The sequence below is a fragment of the Nocardioides mangrovicus genome (assembly GCF_003674065.1).
GTDB lineage: Bacteria > Actinomycetota > Actinomycetes > Propionibacteriales > Nocardioidaceae > Marmoricola > Marmoricola mangrovicus.
This window is the reverse complement of record NZ_RDBE01000006.1, coordinates 432,364-444,945: the sequence shown is the minus strand read 5'-3', so window position 1 is coordinate 444,945 and position 12,582 is coordinate 432,364. Positions and strand designations below refer to the sequence as shown.

Sequence of the window (12,582 nt, the reverse complement as noted above, 5' to 3'; positions counted from 1 at the left end):
TAGTGACATGAACGACCGGCCGATCGAGACCTGGCTGACCGACATGGACGGCGTGCTGGTGCACGAGGAGACGCCCATCGCGGGGGCCCAGGAGTTCGTCGAGGCGCTGCAGAGCTCCGGGCGTGAGTTCCTGCTGCTGACCAACAACTCCATCTACACCCCGCGCGACCTGCGCGCGCGGCTGCTGCGCAGCGGCATCGACGTCCCCGAGGAGCGGATCTGGACCTCGGCGCTGGCCACCGCCCAGTTCCTGCTCGAGCAGCGACCCGGCGGCTCGGCGTACGTCATCGGCGAGGCCGGCATCACCACGGCGCTGCACGACGTCGGCTACGTGATGACCGAGCGCGACCCCGACTACGTCGTGCTCGGCGAGACCCGCACCTACTCCTTCGAGGCCATCACCCGGGCGATCCGGCTGATCGAGGCCGGGGCCCGGTTCATCGCCACCAACCCCGACGTCTCCGGGCCCAGCCCCGACGGCTCGCTGCCGGCCACCGGCTCGGTGGCGGCGCTCATCAGCGCGGCCACCGGCAAGCAGCCCTACTTCATCGGCAAGCCCAACCCGCTGATGATGCGCAGCGCGCTCAACCGGCTCGAGGCGCACTCGGAGTCGACGGTGATGATCGGCGACCGGATGGACACCGACATCAAGAGCGGCCTGGAGGCCGGGATGCGCACGGTGCTGGTGAAGACCGGCTCCACCCGCCCCGACCAGGTGGGCGACTGGCCCTACCTGCCCACGCACGTCGTCGACTCGATCGCCGACCTCGTCGGGCTGGTCGGCGAGCTCGCGCCCGGCACCTGGGCAACCGAGTCGTAGGTAGGCTGTCCGGTCGTGGCAGGACCCGACTTCGACACCGAGATCAAGCAGCTCCAGGCGACGATGGGCACCATCGGCAAGGTGCTCGGCCTGGACGCGATGCGCGCCGAGATCGCCGACCTCGGCGACCAGGTGGCCGCACCCGATCTGTGGGACGACCAGGCCAACGCCCAGCGCGTCACCGGCCGGCTCTCGGACCTGCAGGGCCAGCTCGACCGGTTCACCTCGCTGCAGAACCGCGTGGAGGACCTCGAGGTGCTCGTCGAGCTCGCCCGCGAGGAGGGCGACGCCGAGTCGCTGGCCGACGCCGAGGCGGAGCTGGGCCGGCTGCACAAGTCGATCGAGTCGCTGGAGGTCCGCACGCTGCTCTCCGGCGAGTACGACGCCCGCGAGGCGCTGGTGACGATCCGCTCGGGCGCCGGTGGTGTCGACGCCGCCGACTTCGCCGAGATGCTGATGCGGATGTACACGCGCTGGGCCGAGCGCAACAAGTACGGCGTCGAGGTCTTCGACACCTCCTACGCCGAGGAGGCGGGCCTGAAGTCGGCCACCTTCGCCGTCCACGCCCCGTACGCCTACGGCACGCTCAGCGTCGAGGCCGGCACCCACCGGCTGGTGCGCATCAGCCCCTTCGACAACCAGGGCCGCCGGCAGACCTCCTTCGCCGCCGTGGAGGTGGTGCCGGTGCTCGAGCAGACCGACGAGATCGACATCCCCGAGGAGGAGATCCGCGTCGACGTCTACCGCTCCAGCGGACCGGGCGGCCAGTCGGTCAACACCACCGACTCCGCGGTCCGGCTGACCCACCTGCCGACCGGCACGGTCGTGTCCTGCCAGAACGAGAAGTCCCAGCTGCAGAACAAGGCCTCGGCCATGGTGATTCTCAAGGCCAAGCTGCTGGCCTTGAAGAAGGCCGAGGAGAAGGCCCACCTCGACGAGCTGCGCGGCGACGTCGCGGCCAGCTGGGGCGACCAGATGCGCAACTACGTGCTGAACCCGTACCAGATGGTCAAGGACCTGCGCACCGAGTTCGAGTCCGGCAACCCGCAGTCGGTGCTCGACGGCGAGATCGACGGCTTCCTCGAAGCCGGCATCCGCTGGCGCCGCGGCGCCGAGGCCACCGCCACGGCCTGAGCGCTACCGCGTCGTGTTGAGGGCGTTCGCCACCTGGACGCACCACGCGTCGGCGCGCTCGCGCACGTCGCGGGCCGGCGTCGCGCCGGGCGCGGCGACCTCGCAGGAGAGCCAGGTGGCGCCGAAGAGCCCCGCGACGCGGACGCGGCGGGTGCCGTCGGAGAGCCGGCAGGCCTGACGCACGCTGGGTGAGCCGAAGCTCACACCGGTGGTGGCGGCCCGGCAGCCGCGGTGACGCCCGCTGTCGGCGACCACGGCCTGTGCCTGCTGCGCGGTGGTGGAGCGGGCGAAGACCCAGGCGCTGGCCGAGCTCTGGTCGTGCGACCAGCGGCAGCCGATCTCGTGCACGACGTCGTCGAGACCGGTCTCCACGTCGGCCTTGTCGCCGTTGCCCCACCGCGTGGCCTTGACCCCGCTGAGCTTCTTGCTGGCCAGCGCATCGCGCAGGGCCGCGTCGGAGAGCCGGGAGCAGAACGGCGTCTGGGCCAGCCGCATCGAGCCGGTGTTGAGCCGCTCGATCGGCGTCGGCGAGGCCGTGACGGCCGTGTGCGACTGCTTCGGCGCGGAGCTGCAGCCCGCGCCCAGCGCCAACGACGCCACCGCCAGCCCCAGCACCCATCCGCGCACCGCCACACCCTACGGGCGAGCCTGCGCCGCCCGCCTTGGGCGCCGCCCTACAGTGGCGAGCGGTCGGACGTGCAGCCCTGCACGCCCGCGCCCGGTCCCGAGGCGGCCCGGGGCGGTGATGTCCACCTCCGGCCACCGACGATGTGATCAAGTTCGAGAACGTCACCTCGACCTACGACGCCGCGCAGCATCCTGCGCTCGAAGGCGTCAACGTCGAGGTCGAGAAGGACGAGTTCGTCTTCCTGGTGGGGGCCTCCGGCTCCGGCAAGTCGACGTTCCTGCGTCTCATCCTGCGCGAGACCCGGCCCACCAGCGGCCGCGTCTACGTCGCCGGCAAGGAGATCAACCGCCTCGCCGGCTGGAAGGTCCCCGGACTGCGCCGCCAGATCGGCACCGTGTTCCAGGACTTCCGGCTGCTGCACAACAAGACCGTCGCCGAGAACGTCGCCTTCGCGCTGCAGGTCATCGGCAAGCCGCGCGCCCACATCAAGCGGGTCGTCCCGGACACGCTGGAGATGGTCGGGCTGCAGGGCAAGGAGAACCGTATGCCCGACGAGCTCTCCGGCGGCGAGCAGCAGCGCGTGGCCATCGCGCGCGCGTTCGTCAACCGGCCGATGATCCTCATCGCCGACGAGCCCACCGGCAACCTCGACCCGAACACCTCGGTCGGGATCATGAAGTTGCTCGACCGGATCAACCGCACCGGCACGACCGTCGTCATGGCCACCCACGACGTCGACATCGTCGATCAGATGCGCAAGCGCGTCATCGAGCTCGACGAGGGCCGGGTCGTGCGCGACCAGTCCCGTGGCGTCTACGGTCGGAGCTGATCGATGCAGCTGAGGTACGTCTTCTCCGAGGCCGCCATCGGGTTGCGGCGCAACCTGACGATGACCATCGCGCTCGTGGTGACGATGTTCGTCTCGCTCACGCTGGTGGGCATGGGGCTGCTCCTGCACGCCCAGGCCGACAAGGCCGAGCAGCGCTGGGGCTCCCAGCTGCAGATCACCGTCTACCTGTGCAACGCCAACGCTCGCGCCGCCACCTGCGCGGGCGGCGAGGTCACCGACCCGCAGAAGTCGGCGGTGGTGCAGGTGCTCAAGACCCACCCCGAGGTCAAGAACTTCTCCTACCGCAGCAAGCAGCAGGCCTACGACGCGCTGCAGAAGCTGGCCAAGCAGCAGGACACCTCGAGCAACGACCTCTACTCCACGGTCACCGTCAACGACATGAACCAGTCGTACACCGTGACGCTGAAGGACCCCCGCAAGTACCAGGGGGTCGAGCAGGCGATCGCGGGCCTCGACGGGGTCGAGAACGTCCAGGACCTGCACAACCTGCTCTCGCCGATCTACAAGTTCCTCTCCGCGATGCTGGTCGGGGCGCTCGTCTTCGCCGGCGTGCTGCTGGTGGCCGCCGTCTTGGAGGTGGGCAACACCATCCGGCTCACCGCGCACGCCCGACGTCGCGAGATCGGCATCATGCGGCTGGTCGGGGCGGGCAGTCTCTCCATCCAGCTGCCGTTCCTGATGGAGACGCTGGTGGCCGCGATGATCGGCATCGTGCTCTCGGCCGGCGCCTTGGCCTTCTTCGTCTGGTACGTCGTCTACGGCAAGCTGCGCACGTCGAACATCGTGTACTGGATCGACTACTGGGACCTGTTGCGCGCGATCGCGGCCATCGCCGTGCTCGGCATCGTCATGACGGTGATCCCGACACTCCTGATGACCCGCAAATACCTCAAAGTCTGACGCTGCGGGCATACGTTCTCCTCGTTCATCTTCCCCCACTGAACGAAGGCAGATCCCTGTGGAGAAGCCGCACCCCCTGGTCAAGCGCGCCCTCGTGACGGCCTCGCTGGTCGCCCTGGTCACCGCCGGCACCCTGGCCCCCTCGGCCAACGCCGACGACCACCTCAAGCACAAGAAGAAGCAGGTCGAGGCCCACATCAGCTCGGCCCAGGCCGACCTGGACGAGTCCTCGCACGCCGCGGTGGCCGCCTACACCAAGCTGCAGTCGGCGAAGACCCAGCTCGGCGGGGCCCAGCAGAAGCTGGCCACGACGCAGTCGCAGCTGGTGCAGGCCCAAGCCGTCGCCGCGCAGGTCGGCCAACAGCTGGCCGCCGCGCAGGCCCAGCTGGTGACGGCGACCGCGAAGCTGCGGGCCGGCGAGCAACGGGTGGTCGACCAGCGCTCGCAGGTGGCCCGGATGGCCGCCCAGAGCGTGCAGGGCATCGACCCGCGCGTGGTCGGGCTGGTCGCGCTGGTCAGCGACGACGACCCGGCCAACCTCAGCGACCAGATGCAGGGGGTCGGCAACGCGATCGACCACCAGAGCGCGGTGCTCGCCGGGCTGCGCACCGCCGAGGAGCAGCTGCGCGCGACCCGCAAGCAGGTCAAGCAGGCCAAGGACGACGTCGCGAAGCAGCAGGCGGCCGCCGAGGCCAACGTCGCCGAGCAGCAGCGGCTGACCAACCAGGCCGCCGCCGACGAGCAGTCGGTCGTCGCCCTCATCGGCCAGCGCCGCTCCGCCGCACGGCAGGCCAAGGTCGTAGAGAAGACCGACCGGCAGAAGCTCAAGCAGCTGCAGGCCGAGGACGCCAAGATCGAGAAGCAGCTCAAGGCCCAGGCCGCGCACGCGCAGAGCTACAGCAACTCCGGACCGCTGCTGATGCCGGCCCAGGCGGCGGTCACCTCGCCGTTCGGCTGGCGTGAGCACCCGATCTACCACTACTGGGGGCTGCACGACGGCGTCGACCTCGGCGTCGGCTGCGACACCCCGCTCAAGGCGTCGGGCAACGGCAAGGTGACCCAGGAGTACTACAGCTCGGTGTGGGGCAACCGCCTCTTCCTCGACCTCGGCAAGGTCAACGGCCACGCCATCACCGTCATCTACAACCACCTCACCTCCTACAAGACCTCCGTCGGGGAGTCGGTGACGCGCGGCCAGACCGTCGCGCTCTCCGGCACCACCGGCTGGTCGACCGGCTGCCACCTGCACTTCACGGTGATGGTCGACGGCCAGCCCCAGGACCCCATGAAGTGGTTCTGAGGAGCTGCGCCGACGCTGGTCGAGCAGGGCGTCCGATGGGGACGCTGGTCGAGGACTGCGCCCCGGGCGCTGGTTGAGGACGGTGCTCACGTGGGGGCGCTGGTTGAGGAGGGCGCCCCGCGCCCGTCTCGAAACCGAGCCCGGTGAGCCTGGTTCTGGCCTTGGTGTCGAAACGATTGCCGCGCAACCTGCTCCACCAGCGGCTTATCGCCTGGACCGGACTGCGAGAATGGTCCGATGGCCAAGGAGACGGGGACGAAGCTGATCGCGTCCAACCGCAAGGCCCGGCACGACTACCACATCGAGGACACCTTCGAGGCCGGGCTGGTGCTGCAGGGCACCGAGGTGAAGTCGCTGCGCGCCGGCCGCGCGACGCTGACCGACGGGTTCGGCGAGATCCACCGCGGTGAGGCGTTCCTGCACGGCGTCCACATCCCCGAGTACACCCAGGGCACCTGGACCAACCACCAGCCGCGCCGCGTCCGCAAGCTGCTGCTGCACCACGCCGAGATCGAGAAGATCGAGTCGCGGGTCAACGAGCGCGGCTTCACCCTCATCCCGCTCTCGCTCTACTTCAAGGACGGCCGCGCCAAGGTCGAGCTCGGGTTGGCCAAGGGCAAGAAGAGCTACGACAAGCGCCACGCGCTGGCCGAGCGTCAGGCCGACCGGGAGAAGCAGGAGGCGCTGGGTCGCCGTCTGAAGGGCATGGAGTAGGCGGCCGCGTGATCCCGGAGTCCGACGCCGACGTCCCCGCCTGGTGGAGCTCGCTCGGGCTCCCGGGGCTGGTCGACGTCCACGTCCACTTCCTGCCGCCCGGCATCCAGCGCGCGGTGTACGAGGTGTTCGACGCCGCCGGTCCCAAGATCGGCCAGCCGTGGCCGATCACCTACCGCGGCACCCACGAGGAGCGCGTCGACCAGCTGCGCGCGCTCGGCGTCCGCCGCTTCGGGGCCCTGCCGTACGCCCACAAGCCCGGGGTGGCGACCTACCTGAACGACTGGGCCCGCGACTTCGCTGCCCGCACCCCCGACGCGTTCTGGTCCGCCACCCTCTACCCCGAACCCGAGGCGGCCACCTATGTGACCGATCTGGTCGCCGCGGGGGCCGAGGTGTTCAAGGTCCACGTGCAGGTGGGGGAGTTCGCCCTCGACGACCCCCTGATCGACGAGGCCTGGGGCACGCTGGCCGACGCCGGCACCCCGGTGGTGATCCACGCCGGCTCCGGTCCGGTCGGCAACGCCTTCACCGGGCCCGGGTCGCTGGCCCGGGTGCTCCAGCAGCACCCGCGGCTCACGGCGGTCGTGGCCCACATGGGCGCGCCCGAGTACGCCGACTTCCTGGCGCTGGCCGAACGCTATGAGCGCACGCACCTGGACACCACGATGGTGTGGACCGACTTCTTCGAGGCGCTCGACCACGGCCACGGCGGCTTCCCGGCCGACCTGCTGCCGCGCGTGGTCGACCTGGGGCCGAAGGTGCTGCTCGGCAGCGACTTCCCGACCATCCCGTACCCCTACGCCCACCAGCTCGAGGCGCTCACCCGGTTGCGCGACCTCGAGCCGCGCCTGGACGACGACTGGCTGCGCGAGGTCTGCTGGCACACCCCGGTCCGGCTGCTGGGTGATCCGCTGGAGTGACCGGTGGGACGAGCCGACATCGGCCCGTCACGTACACCTGTCCTACGGGTCGGTACGACACAAGCCCCTCATCTGTCCGTGATGTAGGGGTATCAGATGATTCGTACGTTTTGAGCGTTCCAACCGGCCGCCGACGTCGACGTCGAAGCCGCACAGCTCACCGCCCGCCTCGCGCTCCTCCTGCCCCCGACGGGAGTCACGTTGACGATCGCTCCGCCGTCCCCGCCTGTCCGCACAGCCCCACCGGCGCGGCCCGCCACCGACCCACCGGCACCGCCCGCCCACGAGCCGTCGCGCTCACGGCGCGCACCGCGCCCGGTGCCGCGCCGGTTCCGACCCGACATCGAGGGCCTGCGGGCGATCGCCGTCGTCAGCGTCGTGGTCTACCACGCCGGCCTCGGGCTGCCCGGCGGCTACGTGGGCGTCGACGTCTTCTTCGTCATCTCAGGCTTCCTCATCACCCGGCAGCTGGTGGCCGCCGTCGCCCAGCAGGGCATCCGCGCGCTGCCGGTGTTCTACTCCCACCGCATCCGGCGGCTGCTGCCGGCCGCAGTGGTCGTCGTGCTGGCCACCGTGCTCGCGGCCCGGATCTGGGCGCCGGCCCTGCAGCTGCGCTCGATCGTCACCGACGCCGCGTTCACCACGTTCTACGGGCTCAACTACCGGCTGGCCGCGCTGGGCACCGACTACCAGCACGTGGGCACCGCCGCCTCTCCGCTGCAGCACTTCTGGTCGCTGGCGGTGGAGGAGCAGTTCTACGTGGTGTGGCCGATCGTCGTGGCCCTGGCGCTCGTGCTGGGCTCGCGCCGTGGCCGGGCGGCGCTGATCGTGCTCGTGGTCGCGGTCGTCGCGGTGTCCTCGGCGTACGCCGTGGTGGTCACGCGCGCCTCGGCGCCCTGGGCGTACTTCTCGCTGCACACCCGCGCCTGGGAGCTCGCGCTCGGCGCCCTCGTCGCGTTGGCCGCACCCGCCCTGGCGCGGCTGCCGCGCCGGCTGGCGGCGATCGGTGCCTGGGGCGGGATCGCGATGATCGTGCTGAGCGCGGTGCGCTACACCGACGCCACCGCGTTCCCCGGCTACGCGGCGTGGCTGCCGGTGGGCGGCGCCGCGCTGGTCGTGGCCGCCGGGTGCGGTGAGCGCACCTCGGCCGAGCGGGTGCTCGGCGAGCCGCTCATGCAGTGCCTCGGCCGGATCTCCTACGCCTGGTACCTGTGGCACTGGCCGATGCTGGTACTGGCCCCCGACGTTCTGGGCCACCGGCTCGACGCCGTCGAGCGCGGCGCCGTCGTGTGGCTCTCGCTGGTGGCCGCGCTGGTCAGCTTCTTCGCCGTCGAGGAGCCGGCCCGCAACCTGCGCATGCCCGACTGGCGCTGGTTCGCCACCGCGTTCGCGCTGAGCGGCACCGTGGTGGCGGCCTGCGGCGCGGCGGTGCTGTGGGGTCCGCGGCTGGTGGGCACCGGTGCCGACCAGAACCTCACGGTGCTGGGCACGACGAGCAGCAGCGCCCACGGCATCGACGCCGTGATCGAGCGGCAGCTGAAGGCGGGCCTACGCATCGAGGCCGCCCCGGCCAACCTCACGCCGAAGCCGGCCGACGCCTCGGCCAGCCTGCCGCCGACCTCGCACGACGGCTGCCACGCCGGCTTCACCCAGGTGCAGCAGGGCTCGTGCGTCTACGGCGACACCACCGCGCACCGCACCGTCGTGCTCTTCGGCGACTCCCACATGGAGCAGTGGCAGCCGGCGCTGGACCAGCTCGGCCGGCGGATGCACTGGCGGGTGGTCAGCTGGACCAAGGCCGCCTGTCCCGCCGCGGCGCTGACCGTGCAGAACCCGTCGTTGAACCGCACGTACACCGAGTGCGACACCTGGCGGGCCCAGACCATCTCTCGGATCCGCGCGCTGCAACCGGCGCTGGTGCTGATGAGCCAGTCGGAGAACGTCGCCTCGTCCTCGGTGAGCCCCTCCGCGTTCGCCGACGCGACGCTGCGCACGATCGACGCGCTGCAGGCCGGCGGTGTGGTGAAGGTCCACTATCTGCAAGACATCCCGATCCCGGGCACCGACCTGCCGACCTGCGTCGCGAGCCACCTCGACGACGTCGGCCACTGCGACTTCGAGCGCTCGAAGGCCTACACCTACCCCGCCCGGCACGCGGCCCTGGCGCCGGCGCTGCGCAAGGCCGGGGTGGCCCAGACGGATCCGGCCGACTGGTTCTGCACGAGCACCGAGTGCCCGGCCGTCGTCGGCAACGTCCTGGTCTACCGCAACGACTCGCACATGACTGTCCCCTACAGCCGCTGGCTCGCACCGGCGCTGCGACCGGTCCTGCGGGCCGCGAAGGAGAGCCGCTGATGTTCATCGCCATCCTCGAGCTACGGCACACCATCACCCAGCACGCGCACCTCTACCTGTTCTCGATCTTCGTGGTCCTCACCTGGCTGGTCTGGTGGGTCAAGGTGATGCTCTCGCGGCGCTACCGGCCCTGGCGCCGGGCGTACACGGTGTCCACCAGCGTCGTGATCCCCGTCGTCGACGAGCCGCTGGAGCTGTTCCGCGACGTGCTGCGCCGGATCACCGAGCAGCGGCCCGACGAGACGGTCGTCGTGATCAACGGCCCCGTCAACGTCGCGCTGCAGGAGGTGTGCGAGGAGTTCGCGCCCGCCGTGCGGTGGACGTGGACGCCGGTGGCCGGCAAGCGCAACGCCGTGCGGGTGGGCGTCGAGGCTACCCGGGGCGATGTCGTGGTGCTGGTCGACTCCGACACCGTGTGGACACCGCACACGCTGCGCGAGCTGGTCAAGCCGTTCGCCGAGCCCGACGTCGGCGGCGTCACCACCCGGCAGCGGATCCTCGAGCCCGAGCGCTGCTTCCTCACCCGCTGGGCCGACTGGCTGGAGAACACCCGGGCGCTGTACTCGATGCCGGCCCAGAGCGTGCTCGGCACCGTCGGCTGCCTGCCCGGGCGCACCATCGCCTTCCGGCGCGACGTGCTCGAGGACTCCATGGAGGAGTTCATGACCGCGCGGTTCCTCGGCATCTTCCTCGAGGTCTCCGACGACCGGACGCTGACCAACCTCGCCCTCAAGCGCGGCTTCCGCACCGTCTACCAGGCCACCAGCCTCGTCTACACCGACGCGCCCACCCGGGTGTGGAAGATGATGAAGCAGCAGCTGCGGTGGGCCCGCGGCAGCCAGTACAACACGCTGCGGATGCTGCCCTGGATGAGCCGTCGGGCCCGGGTGCTCGCGTTCTTCTTCGTCTGCGACATCGTGATGCCCTTCCTGCTCATCACGGTCATCACGGCCTGGGCCATCCGGCTCGGACTGGGCACGGGGGAGAACCTCTACGCCGGGCTGCTGCACATGCCCTCGCGCTCGTGGATGCTGCCCGCGATCATCGCGTTCACGGTGCTGCTCTCCACGCTGTCGATGACGCTGCGCCAGCTGCGCCATATCGAGGACAAACCCAGCGACCTGCTGTGGATGCCGCTCTACATCGTCTTCAGCACGTTGTTCTTGATGCCGTTGCGGGCCTACGGGTTCCTCCGGCTCGGCCACGTCGGCGGCTGGGGCACCCGCACCGCCGCGTACTCCGTCGACACCGACGACCGCTCGACCGGCGCCGACGGCTCGGCCGTGGTGGCCGGCGGGGCACCCCGGACCGGCGACCCCCGCGCGCTCGTCCCGTACCTGATCGCCACCGCGCTCGTGACCTTGGGAGTGATGTTCGATGCTCAGCTCTTCTGACCAGAAGGCCGACGCCGCCGAGGCCGAGGTCTCCGACGGCATGCCGCGGCTCTCGCGCCTCAACCTGACCCTCATCTGCCTCTCGATCGTCTCGATGTGCGCCGCGCTCTACATGTCGCCGATCGCCGCCGGAACCCGCAAGCAGGTCACCTCGGGGGTGTCGGCGGCCCTCGACAAGGCCGGTGTGGCCGACCTCGGTGCCGGCGCGGCCAGCCCGTCGGCGACACCGAGCGCGAAGCCGACCACCAAGGCTGCCGTCGCCGCCCGAGCTGCCACGGTGAGCGCCTCGCCGACGTCCTCGGCCTCGACGTCGGCCACCGCCTCGGCGACGCCGACCCACACCGCGGCGCACGCCTCGATCGTGAAGAGCAACACGGCCAAGAAGATCTCCTGCTCCTCCTTCACCTACCAGCAGGACGCGCAGGCCGTGTACGTGCAGAACCTGTCCGACCCCTACGGCCTCGACGGCAAGGTCGGCCCCTACGACGGCGACGGACTGGCCTGCTCGGCCCTGCCCGACGACCCCAGCCGGGCGGCCTCCACGCCCGTGGGGGCGTACGTGCCGCCCACCCCGAGCGCCGCCGCGAAGGCGGCACTGGTCAACCCGAGCCAGGACTACTTCGGCTACTCCCAGAACGGGTTGCCCGGCGACAGCGCCATGTTCACCTCGTTGGCCAAGCAGGCCGGGAAGGCGCCCAGCTCGGTCGGCTGGTTCCAGAACTTCGACACCGCCTACCGCGGCGACCTGGTGACGAAGGCCTGGAAAGCCGGCGCCCTGCCGGTCATCACGCTGATGCCGACCGGCGCGGACTCCACCAAGAGCTACAGCCTGACCTCGATCCTCAACGGCAGCTGGGACAGCTACCTGACCCGCTACGCCGGCGACGTCGTCCGTACCAACCTCCCGGTGACCATCCGGTTCGCCCACGAGATGAACAGCACCTCCTACCCGTGGGCCGCGGGCATGACGTCGTACAACAACACCCCGGCCAAGTACGTCGCCGCCTGGCGCCACGTGTGGTCGATCTTCCAGAGCGTCGGCGCCAACGACGACGTCATCTGGTTGTGGTCGCCCTCGCGGGTCGACAATCTCGTGCCGAGCAGCACCAACGGCATCAGCTCCATCGCCGACGACTACCCCGGCGACGCCTACGTGGACTGGGTGGGCGCCTCCGTCTACCTGCGTCGCGCCAGCGTCGGCGCGAGCTACGCGGCCTCGTTCGGCCAGACCGTCAACCAGCTCGAGGCGCTGACCGACAAGCCGATCTTCTTCGCTGAGACCGCCGCCATCCAGACCGACAACGGCGCCGACCAGACCGCCCTGAAGGCCGCCTGGACCGCCAACGTGCTCAGCACGTTCGCCGCCGACAGCCGCATCGTCGGCTTCTTGTGGTTCAACAACGTCGCCACCGCCGAGGGGGTGACCAACGACTGGCGGGTCAGCTCGTCCGCCGACGCGCTCGCCGCCTTCTCCGCCGGCGTCGCCGCTGAGGCGTTCGCCGCCGGCGTCGACCCCGACTCCTGACCCTGCCTCGCACCACCTCCCGCACTCACCCGAACCGAA

Annotated in this window: 11 protein-coding genes; 10 read left to right on the top strand and 1 reads right to left on the bottom strand. The window is 70.6% G+C overall.

All coding sequences use genetic code 11. From position 1 onward, the window contains the following. Positions 1-7 precede the first annotated feature (7 nt). Positions 8-820 carry an HAD-IIA family hydrolase gene (locus tag D9V37_RS08110; RefSeq protein ID WP_121805607.1) on the top strand — a complete coding sequence of 271 codons (813 nt, stop codon included), beginning with the start codon at positions 8-10 and terminating at the stop codon, positions 818-820. A gap of 15 nt (positions 821-835) precedes the next feature. Further along, a complete protein-coding gene (prfB, locus tag D9V37_RS08105; RefSeq protein ID WP_121805606.1) occupies positions 836-1,954 on the top strand; it encodes a peptide chain release factor 2 in 1,119 nt (372 codons plus the stop codon). Between the two features lie 3 nt (positions 1,955-1,957). On the opposite strand, the gene D9V37_RS08100 is transcribed toward prfB, so the two are convergent. Then, on the bottom strand, positions 1,958-2,581 hold the full coding sequence (locus D9V37_RS08100) for a hypothetical protein (RefSeq protein WP_147455896.1): 624 nt from the start codon (positions 2,579-2,581) through the stop codon (positions 1,958-1,960). 143 nt (positions 2,582-2,724) lie between these two features. Here D9V37_RS08100 and ftsE point away from each other — a divergent pair, with 143 nt between their 5' ends. From ftsE to D9V37_RS08060, 8 genes are all read left to right on the top strand, one after another. Next, positions 2,725-3,411, top strand: a complete 687-nt coding sequence (ftsE, locus tag D9V37_RS08095) for a cell division ATP-binding protein FtsE (RefSeq protein ID WP_121805604.1) — start codon at positions 2,725-2,727, stop codon at positions 3,409-3,411. Between the two features lie 3 nt (positions 3,412-3,414). Continuing rightward, positions 3,415-4,332, top strand: a complete 918-nt coding sequence (gene ftsX / locus D9V37_RS08090; RefSeq protein ID WP_121805603.1) for a permease-like cell division protein FtsX — start codon at positions 3,415-3,417, stop codon at positions 4,330-4,332. 58 nt (positions 4,333-4,390) lie between these two features. Then, positions 4,391-5,632: a peptidoglycan DD-metalloendopeptidase family protein gene (locus D9V37_RS08085; RefSeq protein WP_121805602.1), complete on the top strand. Its 1,242-nt coding sequence runs from the start codon at positions 4,391-4,393 to the stop codon at positions 5,630-5,632. A gap of 237 nt (positions 5,633-5,869) precedes the next feature. Next, positions 5,870-6,346 (top strand): SsrA-binding protein SmpB, encoded by a 477-nt coding sequence (gene smpB, locus D9V37_RS08080; RefSeq protein ID WP_121805601.1) that lies wholly within the window; start codon positions 5,870-5,872, stop codon positions 6,344-6,346. Positions 6,347-6,354: 8 nt separating this feature from the next. After that, a complete protein-coding gene (locus tag D9V37_RS08075; RefSeq protein WP_121805600.1) occupies positions 6,355-7,269 on the top strand; it encodes an amidohydrolase family protein in 915 nt (304 codons plus the stop codon). Between the two features lie 318 nt (positions 7,270-7,587). Next, the gene (locus tag D9V37_RS08070; protein ID WP_158604414.1) at positions 7,588-9,624 is read left to right on the top strand and encodes an acyltransferase family protein; all 2,037 of its coding nucleotides are present in this window, start codon (positions 7,588-7,590) and stop codon (positions 9,622-9,624) included. Further along, positions 9,624-11,018 carry a glycosyltransferase gene (locus D9V37_RS08065; RefSeq protein WP_121805598.1) on the top strand — a complete coding sequence of 465 codons (1,395 nt, stop codon included), beginning with the start codon at positions 9,624-9,626 and terminating at the stop codon, positions 11,016-11,018. The genes D9V37_RS08070 and D9V37_RS08065 overlap by 1 nt, the downstream gene beginning before the upstream one ends. Beyond that, positions 11,002-12,543, top strand: coding sequence for a glycoside hydrolase family 26 protein (locus D9V37_RS08060; protein ID WP_121805597.1), 1,542 nt, complete (start codon positions 11,002-11,004; stop codon positions 12,541-12,543). Before D9V37_RS08065 ends, D9V37_RS08060 begins: the two co-directional genes overlap by 17 nt. Positions 12,544-12,582 lie beyond the last annotated feature (39 nt).

Bases quoted from the DNA above. Each gene is read 5' to 3' on its own strand.
- D9V37_RS08060 (WP_121805597.1), top strand. From the start codon at position 11,002: ATGCTCAGCTCTTCTGACCAGAAGGCCGACGCCGCCGAGGCCGAGGTC.
- ftsX (WP_121805603.1), top strand. From the start codon at position 3,415: ATGCAGCTGAGGTACGTCTTCTCCGAGGCCGCCATCGGGTTGCGGCGC.
- smpB (WP_121805601.1), top strand. From the start codon at position 5,870: ATGGCCAAGGAGACGGGGACGAAGCTGATCGCGTCCAACCGCAAGGCC.
- D9V37_RS08065 (WP_121805598.1), top strand. From the start codon at position 9,624: ATGTTCATCGCCATCCTCGAGCTACGGCACACCATCACCCAGCACGCG.
- D9V37_RS08110 (WP_121805607.1), top strand. From the start codon at position 8: ATGAACGACCGGCCGATCGAGACCTGGCTGACCGACATGGACGGCGTG.